The organism is Pseudoalteromonas sp. PAB 2.2 (assembly GCF_001938575.1).
Lineage (GTDB): Bacteria > Pseudomonadota > Gammaproteobacteria > Enterobacterales > Alteromonadaceae > Pseudoalteromonas > Pseudoalteromonas lipolytica.
In genome coordinates, this window is sequence record NZ_LYPI01000007.1 from 423,268 (window position 1) to 442,137 (window position 18,870).

The 18,870-nt window shown below is 39.7% G+C and carries 18 protein-coding genes; 11 read left to right on the forward strand and 7 right to left on the reverse strand.

Annotated elements, in window-relative coordinates:
• Positions 1-7: 7 nt before the first annotated feature.
• A complete protein-coding gene (locus BWD47_RS02285; protein WP_075593282.1) occupies positions 8-1,744 on the reverse strand; it encodes a hypothetical protein in 1,737 nt (578 codons plus the stop codon).
• A 182-nt stretch (positions 1,745-1,926) separates the two neighbouring features.
• Here BWD47_RS02285 and BWD47_RS02290 point away from each other — a divergent pair, with 182 nt between their 5' ends.
• Positions 1,927-3,621 (forward strand): M1 family metallopeptidase, encoded by a 1,695-nt coding sequence (locus BWD47_RS02290; RefSeq protein ID WP_256719154.1) that lies wholly within the window; start codon positions 1,927-1,929, stop codon positions 3,619-3,621.
• A 47-nt stretch (positions 3,622-3,668) separates the two neighbouring features.
• Here BWD47_RS02290 and BWD47_RS02295 read toward each other — a convergent pair whose 3' ends face one another.
• Positions 3,669-4,622, reverse strand: a complete 954-nt coding sequence (locus BWD47_RS02295) for a carbohydrate kinase (protein WP_075593283.1) — start codon at positions 4,620-4,622, stop codon at positions 3,669-3,671.
• Complete coding sequence (locus tag BWD47_RS02300; protein ID WP_075593284.1) at positions 4,622-5,839, reverse strand: AGE family epimerase/isomerase; 1,218 nt, start codon at positions 5,837-5,839, stop codon at positions 4,622-4,624. The genes BWD47_RS02295 and BWD47_RS02300 overlap by 1 nt, the downstream gene beginning before the upstream one ends.
• Before the next feature lie 137 nt (positions 5,840-5,976).
• Here BWD47_RS02300 and BWD47_RS02305 point away from each other — a divergent pair, with 137 nt between their 5' ends.
• The 8 genes from BWD47_RS02305 (at position 5,977) to BWD47_RS02340 (ending at position 14,511) form a co-directional block, all read left to right on the forward strand.
• Positions 5,977-7,248: a sugar MFS transporter gene (locus BWD47_RS02305; protein ID WP_075593285.1), complete on the forward strand. Its 1,272-nt coding sequence runs from the start codon at positions 5,977-5,979 to the stop codon at positions 7,246-7,248.
• A gap of 329 nt (positions 7,249-7,577) precedes the next feature.
• Entirely contained in the window at positions 7,578-9,467 is a 1,890-nt protein-coding gene (locus BWD47_RS02310) for a methyl-accepting chemotaxis protein (RefSeq protein WP_075593286.1), read from the forward strand.
• Positions 9,468-9,481: 14 nt separating this feature from the next.
• Positions 9,482-10,561 carry a GGDEF domain-containing protein gene (locus tag BWD47_RS02315; RefSeq protein WP_256719157.1) on the forward strand — a complete coding sequence of 360 codons (1,080 nt, stop codon included), beginning with the start codon at positions 9,482-9,484 and terminating at the stop codon, positions 10,559-10,561.
• Positions 10,562-11,167, forward strand: coding sequence for a DsbA family protein (locus BWD47_RS02320; protein WP_075593288.1), 606 nt, complete (start codon positions 10,562-10,564; stop codon positions 11,165-11,167). It begins immediately after the preceding gene.
• A gap of 348 nt (positions 11,168-11,515) precedes the next feature.
• Complete coding sequence (locus tag BWD47_RS02325) at positions 11,516-11,878, forward strand: GFA family protein (protein ID WP_083633617.1); 363 nt, start codon at positions 11,516-11,518, stop codon at positions 11,876-11,878.
• Between the two features lie 126 nt (positions 11,879-12,004).
• The gene (locus tag BWD47_RS02330) at positions 12,005-12,922 is read left to right on the forward strand and encodes a DUF5700 domain-containing putative Zn-dependent protease (protein WP_075593289.1); all 918 of its coding nucleotides are present in this window, start codon (positions 12,005-12,007) and stop codon (positions 12,920-12,922) included.
• Positions 12,923-13,478: 556 nt separating this feature from the next.
• A complete protein-coding gene (locus BWD47_RS02335) occupies positions 13,479-13,946 on the forward strand; it encodes a hypothetical protein (protein WP_075593290.1) in 468 nt (155 codons plus the stop codon).
• A 112-nt stretch (positions 13,947-14,058) separates the two neighbouring features.
• A complete protein-coding gene (locus BWD47_RS02340) occupies positions 14,059-14,511 on the forward strand; it encodes a hypothetical protein (protein ID WP_075593291.1) in 453 nt (150 codons plus the stop codon).
• Between the two features lie 232 nt (positions 14,512-14,743).
• Here BWD47_RS02340 and BWD47_RS02345 read toward each other — a convergent pair whose 3' ends face one another.
• The 3 genes from BWD47_RS02345 to BWD47_RS02355 all read right to left on the reverse strand — a co-directional run bounded on the left by BWD47_RS02345 (position 14,744) and on the right by BWD47_RS02355 (position 16,768).
• The gene (locus tag BWD47_RS02345) at positions 14,744-15,025 is read right to left on the reverse strand and encodes a hypothetical protein (protein ID WP_178387075.1); all 282 of its coding nucleotides are present in this window, start codon (positions 15,023-15,025) and stop codon (positions 14,744-14,746) included.
• A gap of 202 nt (positions 15,026-15,227) precedes the next feature.
• The gene (locus BWD47_RS02350) at positions 15,228-15,527 is read right to left on the reverse strand and encodes a hypothetical protein (RefSeq protein WP_075593292.1); all 300 of its coding nucleotides are present in this window, start codon (positions 15,525-15,527) and stop codon (positions 15,228-15,230) included.
• A gap of 71 nt (positions 15,528-15,598) precedes the next feature.
• Positions 15,599-16,768: an acyltransferase family protein gene (locus BWD47_RS02355; RefSeq protein WP_075593293.1), complete on the reverse strand. Its 1,170-nt coding sequence runs from the start codon at positions 16,766-16,768 to the stop codon at positions 15,599-15,601.
• Positions 16,769-16,918: 150 nt separating this feature from the next.
• Here BWD47_RS02355 and BWD47_RS02360 point away from each other — a divergent pair, with 150 nt between their 5' ends.
• Together BWD47_RS02360 and BWD47_RS02365 are read left to right on the forward strand one after the other, a co-directional pair.
• Positions 16,919-18,064, forward strand: a complete 1,146-nt coding sequence (locus tag BWD47_RS02360) for a sensor histidine kinase (protein WP_075593294.1) — start codon at positions 16,919-16,921, stop codon at positions 18,062-18,064.
• Positions 18,042-18,656, forward strand: a complete 615-nt coding sequence (locus BWD47_RS02365; protein WP_075593295.1) for a response regulator transcription factor — start codon at positions 18,042-18,044, stop codon at positions 18,654-18,656. Before BWD47_RS02360 ends, BWD47_RS02365 begins: the two co-directional genes overlap by 23 nt.
• Positions 18,657-18,677: 21 nt before the next feature.
• On the opposite strand, the gene BWD47_RS20080 is transcribed toward BWD47_RS02365, so the two are convergent.
• The gene (locus BWD47_RS20080; RefSeq protein WP_177222583.1) at positions 18,678-18,842 is read right to left on the reverse strand and encodes a hypothetical protein; all 165 of its coding nucleotides are present in this window, start codon (positions 18,840-18,842) and stop codon (positions 18,678-18,680) included.
• Positions 18,843-18,870 lie beyond the last annotated feature (28 nt).

Here is an 18,870-nt window from a genome sequence, read left to right on the forward strand (position 1 = left end):
TAAGCGATTACTTTTTAGTAATTTGTACGTTACTTTCAAGTCCTATGCCGTTGTCAGTAATGTCTGTGGCAAAATAGACACCTACGGGTTGGTCACGCAGGGCTTCAAGTTCAGCCATTTCTTCATTGGTTAACTGACCTGTTGCAGCAATCGTATCAAGTAACGGTAAAAGGATTTTTTGAATATCAAACGCCATATTCACAAACCCATTTTTTGTGACACTTTGCGCGTCTAATTCGTTTGCAATACGGGCTGATTGATCACCCGTAAAAATCACGATGTGATTACCTTTCATCGCCATTTTAATGTCAAAATTAAGCGGGACAGGCGAAGGAATATAATCATTAATGACTACAGCATCACCATTGGCCGGCAGTTTTATATTTGCAAGTGGTGGAACAAACCCCTGCGCAATTGAATATAAACCGTGTGCATCAGTGGCTGATAAAGTCACTAGAGCATCGAAGCTTTCAACTTGTGGGCCTTGAGTGTCATCAAGCGTAAATTTGGCATCTTGTACGCTTAAACTCATTCCTTGAACGCCATTTGCAAAACCCGAGACCATAGCAAGCCCTGCAGTGCTGACATCACGCATTTCATTTTGTAGAGCGACAATCGGGCCACAGTTAAATTCGGCTGACTTCAATGCGCCAGTCAATGTATTGGCGAGTGGCAGTACTTTTGCAACATCAATCCCGTAAGCAACACTGAGCATTTGACCATCAAGCTGTGTGGTGTGTTTTGGCACAAAGCCACGCACGGCCTGAAGAGTATTTAGTAAGTCTTGATCGGTACTTTGTAATACGGCTTTAACATCGAAATCGGCATAATCAGCCGTAATACGTGATTTTGTGGTACCCGATACGGTTGCGGGCCATTTTTGAGCAATGTAAGCGATATCAGCTTGACACTCGGGTGTTGAAATTGCGTCTAATGCATTGGCTTGTTGGGCTTTGTTGAGTAGTTCTGTGAGCATTTGGTGCAAACGCGAGTCTTCTTTACCCGTAATTGCATTGGCAATATGTTGGTGATCAACATAGCCAACTGAGTTGCCATCAAGTGAAAAAGTGCTAATTAACTCAGGCAGTTTTTTAGTATCAGCGAGTGACTTAGCTGGTTTTTCTATTCCAAGGGCAATGCGTAAGTCTTGATTGTTCGAAAGAGGGGTTGCTAGAGTTAATGTCGCCCAGTTGTTATGCGTTGACGCAATCAGGTCGATATTATCTAAGCCTTCAAGGCTAATGTTAAACCGTGTGTAGCCTACACCATCAAGTGTTTCGCTTGTGTAAGCAATACCTGCTTCGTCGGCAGATTGCTTAATGCTATTAATAATACTGCTTTGGTCAGCGACTTCAAAACGAACAATTGGCATTAAACCTTGCGCATACATCATTCCTTTATAGTCATCGCCAAACCCCCACATTGATTTAAACGCATCATAAGAGCTTAAAGACTGTTGATACTTTTCCATTAACGAAGCAAGAAACACAGCGTTTGGATTGCTGGTTTGTTTTAGCTCAGCAATAATAGGGGTGAAGTCATTGGTGCCTTTCATTGCATCAGGCATAAGTGCAAAGTATTTGCTATACGGGAATGGCTTTAATTGGCCGTAAAACACGGCAGTGTCTGCTGGCACATAGGCAAGCTCAGGTAAATCTACATCAACACTGGCTTTATTTTGTGAATACAACACCGCACCTGCAACAATTGCAACAGCACCTACAGCAAGAAGCTTATTATTCATAGCTTGAATTCCTTTTTCTTTAATTAGTTAAAAAACATACCATGATTACAAACCCTTCACCATATTTGCTTAATCAACAATGATAAGATTTTTGTAACAGGGTAATTCAACGCAAATCGCTGTATTACCTGTAAAGCTATGCGATAAATGAAATAATAAAAATAATGAATGGAGACGGTGTTTTGCAGGGTATTAATTTAATTAAATCAACAGCTGCTGCTGTTATAAGTGCAATTTTAGTGGGGTGCAGTACAAACCCATTACCCCTAGACCCTGTTATTGGTGACACAGGACAAGCGCTATCAGAGATTGCTATTAAGACTGATGTTACACATTACGATTTAGCACTTGAAGTCATACCAAATAAGAAACGATTAAAGGGGCTATCAAAAACCGACTTTACAATCTTAGCACCCACTCAGTTTGTCGAACTTAAACTGGATAGCCGATTTACTATTACCGCAATTACCTCACAAGATAAGCCACTTAACTTTAAACGAAATCAAGGTGTGATCACCATTGATTTAGGTGAACAAAAAGCGCCAGGGAGTGTCGCTACTGTGTCCGTTGCTTATGAAGGGCAACCACACATTGCTAAAAATGCACCATGGGATGGGGGTTTTGTTTTTTCACAAACCGAATCGGGTGAGCCATGGATTGCAACGGCAGTGCAAGGGGAAGGGTGTGACTTGTTCTGGCCTTGCAAAGATCATTTTGCAGACAAAGCCGATAGCATGCGTATTCGTTTAACTGTGCCAAATGGTTTAAGTGCAGTGAGTAATGGTGTACTGCAAAATATCACGCAACTGAGTGATAATAAGCAACAATTCGATTGGTTATTATCGGTGCCAGCAAGTGATTACAATATTGCGATTAATATTGGGCCCTATACGCGTATTCAAACAGAGTATACCAGTGTGAATGGCGCGACGGTGCCTATTGAGTTTTGGTCTCTCACACAAAATGAGCAAAAAGCACGCGAGCTTATCGACAATGATTTACGCCAGCAGGTGACGTTTTTTGAGAAAATGCTCGGACCCTATCCTTGGGGCGGTGAAAAGTTAGGCTTTGTTGAAACGCCACACTTAGGCATGGAGCATCAAACAGTCAATGCGTATGGCAAAAAGTATGCGCGTGATCCCAATGGATATGATTGGTTATTACAGCATGAGCTTGCCCATGAATGGTTTGGCAATTTAATGACCCACGAAAAGCTTAATGATGCATGGCTTCATGAGGGGTTTGGTTTTTATATGCAACCCAGTTACAGCTTATATAAATTTGGTGACGCAGCCTACAATCACAGTATGTATAAAGCCTATTTAGGTCTTAAAAACTGTGCGCCAGTTGTGCTTGAAGGTCAAATTACATCTGACCAAGCGTTTAACTCTGATATTTATGGTAAGGGTGGCTGGACACTGCATACTCTTCGCTGGCTTGTGGGTGAAGACGTATTTTGGCAAGCAACACGAGAGCTGCTTTACGGTGTGAATAACACCGCATCGTTAACCTACCCAATTGCACCTCGTTATCGCAACACCGACGAGTTTATTAGCATTGTTAATCGTTTAACAGGTAAAGACTATCAATGGTTTTTTGATGTGTATCTAAAGCAGGCTGAATTACCTGAGCTTGAAGTAACACAAACACCACATAACATTACGTTAAGTTGGAATACAGCCTCGTTAAAAGGGAATAAATTCCCGATGCCGATCCCTGTGGAAATTAATGGAGAGTCGAACACCTATTACCCTAAAAAGGGTCGTATAAATATTGCCATTCAGCAAGGAGACCATGTTGTTATTGATCCGCAAATGAAAGTGCTTAGATATTTACCGATTATAGACAAATGCTCGAATGAAGAGTCAAAGTTGTAACGAAGAAAATGAACACGGCATGTGTGATTGCCGTGTTCACTGTTAATTTAGGTTAAGTCTGCTGCGCTTGGCAATGACGCAAATGCGCCATAGCGACTCACTGCAAAAGCGCCCGCTTTGGCGGCGTAAGCAATCGTCTCTTCGATATTGCTTTGCGTTTGGCAAAACTCTTTAAAACGTTGCTTATTTTCACAGTGCTGGCCAATCTTTGACAGCATACCGCCAATAAAGGCATCGCCAGCGGCAGTGGTATCAACAACGTTGGTGGCTGGTGGGCTTACTTGGCCTTTAAAATCAGCGTGATAAACGTTAATTGCTTCACCGCCATTGGTAACGAGCAAACAGGTTACACCTGCCTTTAAAATGGTATCAATGGTATGTTCAAGTGGCATTGCCTGATGACTTTTTTGATTTAGAAACTCAAGTTCTTCAAATGAAAGTTTTACGATATCTGACAAAGAGATAACATGCCACATTCTATCTAGCGTATGGCGCATGCTTGGCCACAGGTTTTCGCGCAAATTCATGTCAAAACTACAAATTGCACCGGCTTTTTTCGCCTGAGTAAGGCCGTAAATCGTTGTTTGATAGATGTTGTGCTCAGTAAGGCTGTTACTACATACATGCATAATGGCATGTTCAGCAAACATCGAACTGTTAAAGTCATCTACCCGATAAAGTAAATCGGCCGCGGGTGGGCGATAAAAGCTAAATGAACGTTCGCCGCTTTCATCTAGTGAAACAAAGGCGAGTGCTGTTTTAGCGGCATCGGTAAATTGGCAATAATCGGTGTTAACGCCATGCTGTGCCAGCTCATCTTTTATAAAGTGTCCAAACATATCATCGCCAAGCATGCCACAAAAACTGGTTTTTAATCCTAGCTTTGCTGCTGCAACAGCCACGTTAGCAGGCGCACCACCTGCATATTTGGTAAATGATTCAGGCTGTTTGCCGTCAGACAAAAAGTCAATTAGCGCTTCGCCAAAACACACTAAGCTCATTATGTATTCCTCAATGTTATTACTTTTAATACTTCGTAGCAGGCACCCATTGTGTGGTAATCGGTTTTTCCCGCAGGTGATTTTTCGTCACTGTATGCCTGATTGTTTGCTGATAAAATTCTAAACCATGCCCCATACTGATGATCTACCATATGTTGCCAACTGTATTGCCAAATTTTCTCATACCAAAGCCAATATGTATCATCGTGTGTAGCATCAGCGAGTAGGGCGGCAGCGACCAATGATTCGGCCTGAACCCAAAAGTATTTATCGCTGTCGCAAATCTGTTTATCTGGCGCAAAACCATAAAAAATACCGCCGTGCTCGTTATCCCATGCAATAGCCAATGTGTCATCAAATAACGTTTTAGCCCGCTCAACTAGCCAAGGTAATTCAACATGGCGATTTAAAATCAGTAACAGTTTAGCCCATTCAGTTTGGTGGCCTGGTTGAAAGCCCCACGGTCTAAATAAATGGCGAGGGTCATCTTTATTGTAATCAAAGTCGAGCTGCCAATCTTGATGGTAATGCTCCCACACAAACTGCTGACTTTTTGCCGCCAACTTTAGTGTGAATGTCTGTGCTAACAGCAGCGCGCGGTCTAAATAGTGGCGCTGATTAGTGGCTTCAAAACACATCAAAAGTGCTTCGCATAGGTGCATATTGGCATTTTGACCGCGGTAAGTGTCGGCTTGACTAAAATCGGCAGTGTATTCGTCTAAATAGGCATTATTTTTGGCATCAAAATAATGGGTTTCAAGTAAATTCCATACTTGCGAAATGGTATTTTCACACTCGCTGATGCCAGCTTTTAATGCGACTGCATTTGCAAGCAGTACAAACGCAAGGCCATAGCAATGATTCGTGTCATCTAAAATGGTGACCTTGCCTTCGTTGGTTTGTTTTAACAGCCACGCATACCCCCCAGATTTTTGCTTATGCACACGCTCAAGGTGGGCTAAGCCATGGTGCGTTAGTCTGAGGTATTCAGGCTCTTTTAAATGCAAATAGGCCATTGCATAATTAAAAACAAAGCGAGTACTGGACACCAAATGACGGGTTTCTTTGTCATAAATCTGACCGTCATCTTTAAAAAATTGATAGAAGCCACCACAACCATTTGCTGAATTATCAACACAATGCGGATGATAAAAAGCGAGCGTGTCTTTTATGTGCTGCTTTAAGAAATCAGGGCTTTTAAAATCGACAGTATGCATGCTGCCTCCGGTGGTTTTCTTGATTAAAGCAACTATAGCAGGAAATAAATATTTTGGAACGTTCCTATTAAATCTTTGTGCTATTTTTACTTCAATGTGTAGAATCAAGCGTAACTTGTTAACGGAGTGAAAACCACGTGAGTGAAATTAATACAAACCAATCGTTTGTCGCTGAGGGGTCGCAGCAAAATAAAAACTACCTGCTTCCCTTAACGGCAATGACGACCCTGTTCTTTTTATGGGGTTTTATTACAGTTTTAAATGATGTGTTGATCCCGCGCTTAAAAGGCGTCTTTGATTTAACCTATACCGAAGCAATGCTGGTACAGTTTTGCTTCTTTGGCGCCTACTTTATAGTGTCGTTACCAGCCGGTATGTTGGTGAAAAAATTGGGTTATAAGAACGGGGTTCTAACCGGTTTAATCGTTGCGTCAATTGGCTGTATGTTGTTTTACCCTGCTGTTGTAGTGCATGAGTATTGGCTATTTTTAGGTGCGCTTTTTGTACTAGCTGCAGGCATTACAGTGTTACAAGTATCAGCAAATCCTTATGTTGTCGCATTGGGACCTGAGAAAACAGCATCATCTCGCTTAAACCTTGCGCAAGCGCTCAATTCATTAGGCACAACGGTTGGCCCTTATGTTGGCGGGATCTTATTTTTTGGTACCGCGGGCTCATTGGCGGCAAACGCTGCAACGGCTGAGTCTGTTAAGGTTCCATATTTAATGCTAGCAGCAGCCCTGTTAACGATTGCTGTGGTATTTGCGTTCTTTAAATTACCTGTCATTGCCGAGCACACAGAAGAGCAAGACTGCAAAGCAAAAAATCATAGCCTAAAAGAAGCCCCTCATTTAATTATGGGAGTCGTGGGAATTTTTTGTTACGTGGGTGCAGAGGTTTCAATTGGTAGTTTCTTAGTTAATTACTTTGGTGAAGCACATATTGCGGGGCTTGAAGAGCATGCAGCCGCAAGTTTGATTGCGTACTACTGGGGTGGTGCGATGGTGGGCCGCTTTATCGGTTCTGCGGCATTGCAAAAAATAGCCCCTTCTAAAGCGCTGTTCTTTAACGCCATGATGGTTATTGTATTGTTACTTGTGACAATTTTCACAGAAGGTAATGTGGCACTGTACTCTGTGTTGGCGATTGGTTTATTTAACTCAATTATGTTCCCAACCATATTTTCAGTTGCCATTGAAAGCCTAGGTTCATTAACGAGTAAAGGCTCTGGTTGGTTATGTTTAGCCATTGTTGGTGGAGCGCTTGTGCCTTTAGTGCAAGGTGTTGTTGCTGATACCGTTAGTATTCAAGAAAGCTTCTTCGTTCCAGTGATTTGCTATGCGTTTATTGCCTGGTATGGCTTGAATGTTGTGCGTCTTGCCGACACGTGGAAAAAACGAATAGGTTAAAGCGGCCTCTTTTTAATGAAAACCCTGCGTTTAAGACGCGGGGTTTTTTTATGCCTGATTACCTTAGCCGTATGATTTTATGAATACGTATTCAGTGATACGTGAACTCTCACAGTGTAGGAACGTTCCAATTGAGGTGTTGAACTGTGCTGTTGCAATTTGATGTTTGGTTTTCATTATGAGTACACAGAAAGTAATCGATTTTCGTGAAGAAGTGGTTTTAAAAAGCGACGTTTTTATGGTTTTAAGCTAAATTTATAAGACAAAGTGATTTTATTTTGTTAAAAATAAACGGCTAACAACGAAAAATAACAACAAATAGGGTTGCCATGCAAAGCACGCTTAAATTTACCACCAAAGTCACCGTAGCTGCGTCATTAGTATTAGTGATAGTGCTAGGTTTATTCACAATTAATAATTTTATCTCAATGCGAAGCCAAACGCAGGAGCAGCTATCTTTAGTTCTGCAAGAGATCTCTCAATCGGTGTCACAAAATATTGCTAACTGGCTTAATGCCAAACTAGCCATCGTGTCTTCTGTGGCTGATACCTACCAATTAGGTGACAGCAAAGCGTTGACCTTAACCCAGCTTAGTACGGCAGACAAAGCGGGCAATTTTAAAAATACGTACATTGGTATTTCAGATGGGACGTTTGTACTTAATGACCAATCTGTTGTATTACCGCCAGACTACGACGCAACAACACGCCCTTGGTATAAGCTTGTTGAAAACAAAACGAATACGGCTTTCACCGCGCCATATATTGATGTAACCACAAACGAATTAACTATTTCGGCTGTCGCGCCAATGCAATCAAATGGTGTATTTAGTGGGGTTGCTGGCGCTGATATCGATATGAAAACCATCACTAAAATCGTTAACGAAATTGACTTTTTAGGGTTTGGCTATGGCTTTTTACTGGATAGTGAAGGACGTATTTTAAGTCATCCCGACACGAAATATAATGATAAAAATATGCGTGACCTGTTTGGCAAAAATCTGTCTTTACAGTCAGAGTTTGTTGAAGTGCAAGTTGCGGGCTCAGATAAGCTAGTCTCGTTTACTAAAATAAAAGGCATTAAGAATGTTGATTGGTATTTAGGTGTGGTGATCAACGAAGAGATAGCGTATTCGTCAGTGGCGTCATTTAGAAACATGGCGGCTGTTTACATGCTTATTGGGATTGTTGCGATTGTACTGATGATGCAATTTTTATTGCGTTATTTAATGCGCCCGATGCAGCGCTTAAGCGATGCAATTAAAGACATTGCTCAAGGCGAGGGCGATTTAACACGTCGTCTTGAAATCGAGAATAACGATGAATTTGGCGAATTGAGTCATTACTTCAATGCCTTTATAGAAAAAATTCATAGCTCAATTGAACAAGTAAAAAGTACCACGGTTGAGCTGGAGCGATTAGTTGAAAGCTTAGTAAGTCAAACTCAAGGCACACTCGCTATGTACGCTGATCAAACAAAGCGTACAGATAATGTGGCTACGGCAATTAATGAGTTAACTTCAAGTGCAGTCGAAATATCAAACAGTGCTAGTAATGCCTCTAAATTAGCGACAAGTGCAAATAGCCAGTCGCTGCAAAGTCAGTCTGCACTCGCGGACAACTTAAATGCAATTAATGCACTGTCACGTAACATGGAGCAAGCACAAAAAACCATTAATAGCTTAGATGCTCACACGGTCAGTATCGGCCAAGTACTCGAAGTGATTAAAGGGGTAAGCGAGCAAACAAATCTACTTGCTTTAAATGCCGCAATAGAGGCTGCCCGAGCGGGTGAAGCGGGTCGAGGGTTTGCTGTTGTTGCAGACGAAGTACGTCAGCTTGCTCATCGTACACAACAATCAACACAAGAGATCGAAGACACCATAACGCAGTTACAACAGGGCTCGGCGTCAGCAGTTGAAGTAATGACTGCCAGTATTAAAGACAGCGAGAAAAGCGTTGAACAAGCGCATATTGCGGGTGACAAAATGGCCGAGGTTACACAGGCAATCGAGTCAATAGATGAAGTAAATCACAGTGTTGCAAATGCAACAACCGAGCAAAATCATGTTATTCAAAGCTTAGATAGTGATATTCATTCAATAAGTGAGTTGTCTAACCAAGGGCAAAGTAACTTAAACAATACCCTCAATGAGTGCACTAAACTTAAAGCGCAGTTTTATGAACTTGAAAAGCTCGTTCTGAAGTTTAAAGTATAAAGGTATTCTCACTTTTGGATCAAAACTGGCTTAGTGCCATTACCTTAAAAAGTGTCGACACGGCGGACAAACAACGCCGTGCCTTCACGTTATTTACCATGGCCTTTTTTGCCATAGCATTAATTACCACATTACTCATTTTAAACTATCAGGTGTATGCCTTACCGCTTACAGTGATGCTGCTAATAAGCGATATAGCCATCGTCGGGTGTTTACTTTATTACTTTCGAACGGGAAATCTCACTGCAATCGCCTGCATTATCTTATTAATTATTATGCTGTTGTGTATCTCACTGGTGTATACCGGAGGTAAAGAAAATACAGCATTGTATTGGCTAATGTTTTATCCGGTTGTTGCCTATGTAACGCTAGGGCTTAAAGTGGGTAGTGTATTTGTGGCCATTATGTACTTAAGCACTATACTTTTGTTGTTTGGTGCTGATGTTGGTCAGGTAAGCTATGGTCATGTTGAAATGACACGATTTTTGGCCTCGTTCACATTGGTTATTTTGTTCTCTGGGATCAGTGAATTTTTCCGTCAAAAAAGCCATCAAAAAATTGCTGATATTACCCTTATTGAAAAACGTGACGCTTTAACCGACCCACTCACTGGGCTTGCCAATCGTCGCTATATTTATGAGCATATTTGTCCACGCTTAGAATCGGATGCACAACGTCATTTACCCATGTCGATATTGTTAATTGATCTAGATAACTTTAAATTAGTTAATGATACTTACGGACATGATTTTGGCGATCAGGTTTTGATTGCCTTTACGTCTATGCTTTTCGATAAACTACGCACGACCGATATAAAAGCACGCTATGGAGGAGAAGAATTTATAGTTTTATTACCCAATACCGAGCTTAAAACAGCCCATAGCGTTGCTGAAAAATTATGTGCCCATGTTGCCGATAAGCGCATAGCTTATGATGTGGGAATGGCTGTGTCTATTACCTGTAGTATTGGCATCGCGAGCTTAAATCACGCCAGTCAGTTTAGTAAGGCTGTTAAGCAAGCCGATGATAATCTTTACAAGGCTAAAATGGCAGGGCGCAATACTGTTGTATCCAATAAACAAGAAGACGAGTAAATGGCCAGATTAATATATGTTTACGACCCAATGTGTAGTTGGTGTTGGGGGTACAGAGAAACGTGGTTAAAACTGCAGGCTGCATTAACCGATAAACTCAGCATTGACTATAAAGTAGGGGGGCTTGCACCTGATAGCGATGAGCCAATGCCTTTAGACATGCAGCAATTTTTACAGCAAACATGGCATCGAATTGAGCAGCAGCTTGGTACGAAATTTAATCATGATTTTTGGCATACCGCTCAACCACGCCGCTCTACCTATCCAGCATGTCGTGCGGTGCTTGTTGCAAGGCAACATGATAAAGAGCCCGAAATGCTCTATGCCATTCAAAAAGCCTACTACTTAAACGCACAAAACCCATCTGACATAAGCACCCTTGCTAATCTCGCAGAGCAAATAGGCTTAGATAAAACAGTCTTTATTAAAGATATTCAAAGTGATGCTATCAATGCGTTATTAATGGCTGAAATAAACGCAGCGCGTTCACTGCCAATCCAAGGCTTTCCTTCTTTAGTGCTAGAAAATAAAGGGGAGTACCATGTAATCCCAATTAATTACCTTGATTGGGAAGCCAGTTATCAGCAGATCCTTTCGCTTATATAGCCTCAAAGCCAGCTCTTTTGTTTTTTAAGAGAGGGGAATCATTTAACGAGGGGGAGTGGGAAAATTTCATATCACTTTTTTGACTAATTATTTATTAGAGCAATCAATTAGTTGAGTAATATTGAAACATTCTTCTATTGTTATGGTTTGAGCGCTGCATAGTTAAAATAACGACCCAATCACTCGTTTTGTGATCACGGTAAAAGAAGAGCAACCAACTTTTAATATATAGTAATTGGCTAATAACTTTGTTAATAATATGTCTTTAAGATAATTGAGCTTCAGCGTGGTATAAAAATGACCGACTAGCTCGATATATACCTGTTAGGTATTTAGGAGAATCACGGAATGATCGAAGCAAGTTGTCATTGTGGCAACATTAAAATAGCGGTTCCTGAAATCACAGATACGGTTACAAGTTGTAATTGTTCTGCTTGCAGTAAGTATGCATCTTTATGGGCTTACTTTTCACCCAAAGACGTTAAATTTACTACGGTAGATAATTCTATTGCTTCATATTCTTGGGGTGATAAAACCATTGAATTCCATCACTGTAATAACTGCGGTTGTTTAACTCATTACACACCAACAGAACTTGGCAATAAAGATAAAATGGCTGTCAATTTTCGTTTAGTAAATGCAAATATTCTTAGCGCTCTTCAAATTAGATATTTTGACGGCGCAGACACATGGAAAGAAATAAAGCAGTAAATGCCTAACAAGGCATTCTAAGTTGGACAAATTGTCGTGAACTTTTTGTTCGTGTCTTGCCTATTTTAGCTAACAGCAATTTGCCGCTTAAATGGCGTTAACCTTATCAATAATATGTATTAGATTATGCGAAATTTTTATAAAACCCATCTGCTAACAACACTTTTATTTGGAGTGTTATCATTCAAAACACTTGGCCAAGACCAATCAGCTACCTACGAAATAATTAATCTTTCTGATGATTTTTATTCTGTATATCAGTCAAGCAAAACGTTATCCCCTGAAAAGAGAGCAGAGCAGTTTTCACAGTATTTCACCTCTCAGTTTGAGCCTTTCTATAGTAATAAGAGCTTTGTTAAATCTATTGAAAGTTTCAGTGAGATAGAAGATGTATACTTATTAAAAAACAGAGAGTTATCTAAAAATTTAAAGGGTAGCATGGACTCGTTTATTGCTACTTTTGAAGATTTTAAATCTGAAACACCAATATATATACTCCATTCGCTCGGTGGCTTCAATGGGGCAACACGTGATTTGAATGGCAAATCTTACTTAATGTTTGGTGTAGATCTGATGGCTAAATACCATAACTGGAAGAATGACACCCCATTTTTTCATCATGAGCTATTTCATGTTTACCATGAAAACTTTTTTCAATGTAATGATGAACTCTGGTGCTCGCTATGGACTGAGGGCTTAGCAACGTACGTGTCACACCAATTGAATTCGTCTGCGAGTAATGATGAATTGATGCTAAACATACCTGAAAATATGATTAAAAATGTCCGTTCTAGACTGCGTTATTCGCTGACTGATCTTAAGGGAAAATTTTACTCGAAAAATCCTGAAACATACTCTTCATTCTTCAGTTTCAGAAAAGATGAAACAAATTTGCCATACCGCAGAGGTTATTACCTAGGCTACATTTTAGCTAAAGAAATAGGTAAAGATTACAGTTTAGAAGAGTTGGCAAAAATGGAGAAAAAGGCTGTAAAGCTATTATTACTAAAAGCACTTGATTCATTAATCGAATTGCAAGGCTAACAAATAGTTAAACTGGGTCTTAAAACAGTTTATTTTGAGTGTCTTACTATTCTAACAAACTATTTTAAGCCCGTTAATGTTGGGTTATTGATTATAGACTCAACGCGTTCCTGACCTTTGACCGAGATATATTACTCGTCTTTGCCTCATTATGAGTTAACGCAAATAATCTAAAGATCTGTTTTGAGCGAACTACGGAAGTTACCCAAAGCAGAGCAAGTGAGGTGCTAGGTAGTTGATTTAAATAAATTAGTTAACCAGCTTAATTGCTCAGGCTAGCAACTTTCGTACGCGTAAAAAAGATAATTGCTTATTAAGGCAAATTTAGGTGTAATTAATACATAATAAGCGCTGAGCAATACAGGGAAAGCTTACTTTACATTAGCTAGGACAGTGAGAGTCTCCAAAAAGCCTATTTTATATAAGTAAAGCCATAGCATAAATAGCACCAACTCCGACACACCGAGCAGGTAGTGGCTCAGTCCAATAAGCGATTATGCAACACACACTATGTGCCGCATAAATACTAAAATGTTAGTCATACATAAGGATCTGCATGAGTGTTGTAGCAAAGGTTAAAAAATCAGCCTGGAATCTTGGCGCTATTCTATTTTTTATATGGTTTGGATTTAAGGCCATTGGGTATGGAATGGATATTCTAGGAATTGAAGGTCCATCATTATGCTCATATACCGACGTAGCAGAATTTGCGTCCCCTAATGGTAAAAAAATTGCGAAGCTTGGTTATTCGGATTGTGGAGCAACAACTAACTGGCAAACTGGAGTAAGCATCGTAGATGTGAAATCAGGCATAGAGTATAATGGATTCTTTGGGTTGGACGGCAAGCCTGAAAATTTAAAAGTGCAATGGACGTCAGATAAAGAATTAACTTTTAGTGACTTTCCAGTAGATAAGTTACTTTGGTTCAATCAAGATTATATGTCGGGTGTAAAAGTAAAAGTCGAGGCCAGTATGGCTAACAATCAAATTCATCCGACGCCAAAAAGCGGCGCGGCTGATTAGAGTGTTACCGAATAACTACTCTAACTCACAACTGTCCAGTCATGAGTACCCAGATATTTTTATATTAATTGAACAGATTTTGCTAGCATTTAAGAAAAAAGGAACTTTGCTGATGAAATTATTAGTATTTTTAGTTTTCGTATCATTTAACTCACTAGCAAACCAGTTAGTTAGAGACTCAGATTTTGAGCACAGTGAGACTATTTACTGGATTAATAAAGATAATAATAACGCAATAATTTACAGCCAATTTGAAGCTTTTCATATGCTTAAAGGTTTAATTAGTAAAGCTCTTATGAGTGAACCTTTTGGAGTTAATGTTTCAGAAGATATTTGTCACTTTGATCGACTCCTTTTTGTTGATGAGCAAAAAAATCTATTGTTTGAAATTGCAATTAATGATGATGAAATCATCTATAAAGGTAATGCTTATAATGTTAAAAACAAGAGTTTAGAGAAATTTAAATCTCATAACCTTAAGCGAATCGAAAATAATGAGGGTATGCTAGGCAGGTATATAAAGTTAAATGTTAATGACTACTCTGATAAATGTACTAACATTTAAGATCTTTAAATGTTCAAAGCAAAGCAAGCATATGTGCTGCGCAACATTCTAAATGTGGTTAGTCTGAGAGTCGCTTTGAAGCAAGGAACTGACAGTCGATCTAGCTCAGTTAGACACAAATTAGTTACCAATTAAGGGCAGCTTTACCAGAAGTGGAAATTTAAGCTTAACTCGTTTTTGTCCAGAAGTGAGTTAACGTAATTACTCTATAGGTCGGCTTTGAGCGAAGCAGTCAATCAAAAGTTTTGATATCTGAAGTCAAGATTTGATCCTCGTTGGCTTTTTCAAAACGAATGGGCACGAGCTTTTGTAATATTGGCAAAACAAGCAAAGGCTCAGAGCGATTATCCACACAAACAACGGCATTTTCACTACTCAGCGCTCTCACCAATGCATCAACAGGGGTTATATCATCTACAGATTCAATAAAACAATTGTCTTTCTCAAACTCACTGATATCGTCGAAATATGCTTCAGGCGAAAACCAATATAACTCAAGCGACTTAACTACCACGTTATTGTTGCTTGATAGTTTTTTCCCTAAAACGATGAGGGGTTCGGCATTTTTTATCCAAACGGAGTTTAAGCAAAAGCGTTTTTATCAAATCCATGTGCTTACTATATACCCAATAAAATAGTGACATGTTTTATCGTGCATTATTTGGTAGATTCAAACAATAGTTACTTTTATGGACTATCAGCGTTTGTGCTTCAAACTATTGGTTAATTAATTTAATCCACTCAATTGGATTCGACACAATGAATTGATATTTATTACCATCTTTTAATACGATTTCAATTGCATCACGTGTATAAGAAAAAATACCCGCAACTTTACCAGTGCACTTACTCACTTTTACAATTTCACGCCGTGCAAACATATAAGGTCCTAACCCAAATTGTGCATTAAACGGTGCAAAATGAATATCGGTGTTGGTTAGCCAAAATTTGCCGTCGGCTTTGATTGCCCCTTGTTGAATCGTGGCGATTGTCGATTTGATTGTTATTGCATGCATAATAGTATCCCTTTATGTAGCTCTTAATGTATCAGTTTTTCTGCTTTTAAGTCATTACCAAGTGACGACATTTAGGCTGACTGTATTATCTTTCTCTTGGTTTGCCTACCGTTAAGTAGTGCGCCAAACCATGTATTTTTAACTAATAATAAATAACTTATTTGACCTATAAGTAATGTTAAAACCACGCTAACTATAAACTTTACTAAAACTGGCAAATTAGTATTAATCAATGGCATCTGAATATAAATCAGCACTGGCACATGTATTAAATAAATCCAATATGATGCATTTGATATGCTGCGACTGAGCTTACTTTTGTGATTTAAAAAACGATGCCCAAGTAAAAACGTTATGGCGGTTAACAAAATAACACTCAGTCCTTGTGATAAAACATGCAATACATATAGCTCTCCCGCTGCGGAAAAAGACCCCGTAGTTGCGGCAGCAATCACTTCATCTAAGCTTGGCGCGGCTGGTAATAGAGAAAAATAACCAGTCAATGATATTGCAACACCCAAAATAAGAGGCCATAAGTACCTATGATATGACGAAATGAGTTGTTGTTTTTTATAAAGCCCCACTCCTAAACAATAAAAACTGCCGTAAAAACCATACGACCACAACTGTGGCGTGAGTTTATCAGGAGCAGGAAATGGAATAGATTGCCCCATTAATGAAAACGTTAACACGATGGGAAGTACAACCCACATAAATAAAGGGTGGACGCTAAGCGCATCGAATTTATTGCCTAATAAGTTAGTTGTTTTCAACAACCAGTGAATTAAGCAAAACTGGAATAAGTTCCACAAAAACCATAAGTGCATAGTGCTAACAACAGGCTCTTTAATAACTTTAAACACAGCAAAAATCGGCGGTATTGGATTAGCTATACCGGCTCCAAAACTCAAGGCATGGTAGTAAACGGCAAAGCTTAACGGTAAAAATACAATAAAAGGCAGTAGAATATGTTTACTGCGATGATGTAAAAAGCGCGCGTTGCTCGATTTATCTATTAAAAGTGCACTGCAAAACCCTGCAATAATAAAAAATAACGGCATCCGAAATAAGTGCAGCGTATGCGTAATATAATCAAATAGACCATGTGTGCTTGGGTCTGCCGTAAACCAAATATTGCTAAAGAACGGACTGTAGGCTAAAGCGGCATGAAATACTATGCCAAGCAATAGCGCGAGGCTGCGTAAATTATCAATATAATGTAATCGACAGTCTTTATTCATTAATGTGCCCAACTAATTTTTATTAATAAAGCATAAATGATTGAGGCATAATGGCACTAGTCACAAAGCTCATAGCCCGAGCTATGACAGATGTCACTGTTTTTAAATCGCGAGTTCTGCAATAATTGCTAAAAAAATATGGCCATAGTAATGGAATCAACTATACGACATACAACCGATTGGCATTTCTCAACATTGGCATCGTGGCTTGGGGTGACATCGGCGTGTGCCTATTATGCCAACTCAGAATTAGCGCTATATTTGCAAATCATAGTAAGTGGTTCCATTTTAGCTATTTTGCTGTATGTGTTAAAACAGCCTAACAAATTTGTTCACGGCGTAGCACTTGGCTATTTCCTGCTTATTTTGGCAATGATACAACTGAGTTCAACATCCTTAGTTTTTATCCACCTAGTGATGTTTACCGCGGTTTTTAGTCCTCATTTTTCGCTTCCTAAAATACTGGCTTGCGTTGTGGCCGCCATGCTGGTGTATGGTTTAACGCATTATGCGCGCTGGGAAAATGGCATTCCTTGGATCACGTTTACAATTTGGTTTTTCTTTTGCTTGATGAATTGGTTTATCAGTCGCCGGATTGTCGAAAGTTTAAATACACATTACCAATCCCGCCAAAACTACAAAGAGTTAAAAGCCACCCAACACATGATGGGGGTGATGCATGCAGCGCAAGAGCGACAAAAGATATCACGCGAGCTCCATGACTCACTCGGCCATAAGCTTACCGCGCTCAGCATTAATTTAGATTTTGCTAAAAGAGCAGCAAATGAAGCCACCGTTGAAACCCTCTCTCTTTGTCACCAACTTAGCCAAGAAGTATTGGCTGAGGTGCGCGAAATCGTTTCCACTCAACGCAATGACAAAACTATACTTAAACAAGCTCTTGAGGCCATTTGCGAACTAACACCTAATTTACACTGTGATCTCCAACTAAGTAAGGAGACAGAGCAGCTCCCTCAAGACTACGCCCTTTGTGTATTGCGGTTTACCCAAGAGATGATCAGCAACACCCTTAAACATACCCAAGCAAACCATTTTACTTTGCATGTAAATGTCACCCACGTTGGCGAACAGCTGCTGTTAGTTGCAAAAGCGTATCACAATCAACCAGAGACCCATTTACCAAAACAAGGGAACGGATTAGCAGGATTAAATGAGCGAATGGCACAATTTAGCGGTGAATTTTCACAACACCTTGAGCAAGAAACACTGATAAATACCATGACACTACCACTAAATTTAGAAGAAAAAAGCCATGATAAAGTGCCTACTAGTTGAAGATCAGACATTAGTTCGTTTAGGCCTCGCTAATTTACTTAACCTTGATAGCGCCATTAATATCGAAGCCCAAGCTGAAGATGGCTTGCAAGCGCTTACACTATTAGCTGAGCATAGTTTTGACATTGCTTTACTCGATATGAGAATGCCGAATTTAGATGGGCTCAGCGTGCTGCAAAAAATGCGTGAAAAGGGTGATAAAACCCCTGTGCTGATCATCACCACATTTGAAGATTGTGATGTATTAGTCAAAGCCCTTAATCTAGGTGCTCGTGGGTATGTGCTTAAAAACATTGAACTTGAAGAACTCATTAGCGCTATCAAGCAGGTCGTTGCAGGTGAGCGAGTATTGCAAAGTGCGGTGACTGATTTTTTACTCAAAAAGCAACTAAGCCCTCAGCTCAGCTTAACGGACAAAGAACAAACCGTATTGCAGTGTTTGTCTTTAGGTATGCCAAACAAAATGATTGCCAAAAAATTAGATAACTCTGAGGGGACTATTCGTAATCATGTGTCACAAATTCTTGCCAAATTAGATGTAAAAGACCGCACTCAGGCCGTTATAAAAGCCATTAATCAAAACCTAATTTAACACGCGAACAACACCAAATTACTATTTTTGATTATGCTTAAGTGGTGCAATCAACATAAATAAGAGTAAACAAAACCAACTAATAAACAAACAGGCGACTATCCATGCGAGCTTTTCTTGGCGTTCCACTTTTTGTGACCTAGCAATGAGTATGATTGGCATCACCCAAATTTTGATTTCAGACATTAAAGATCTTCAGTGTCTGCTCATGGCA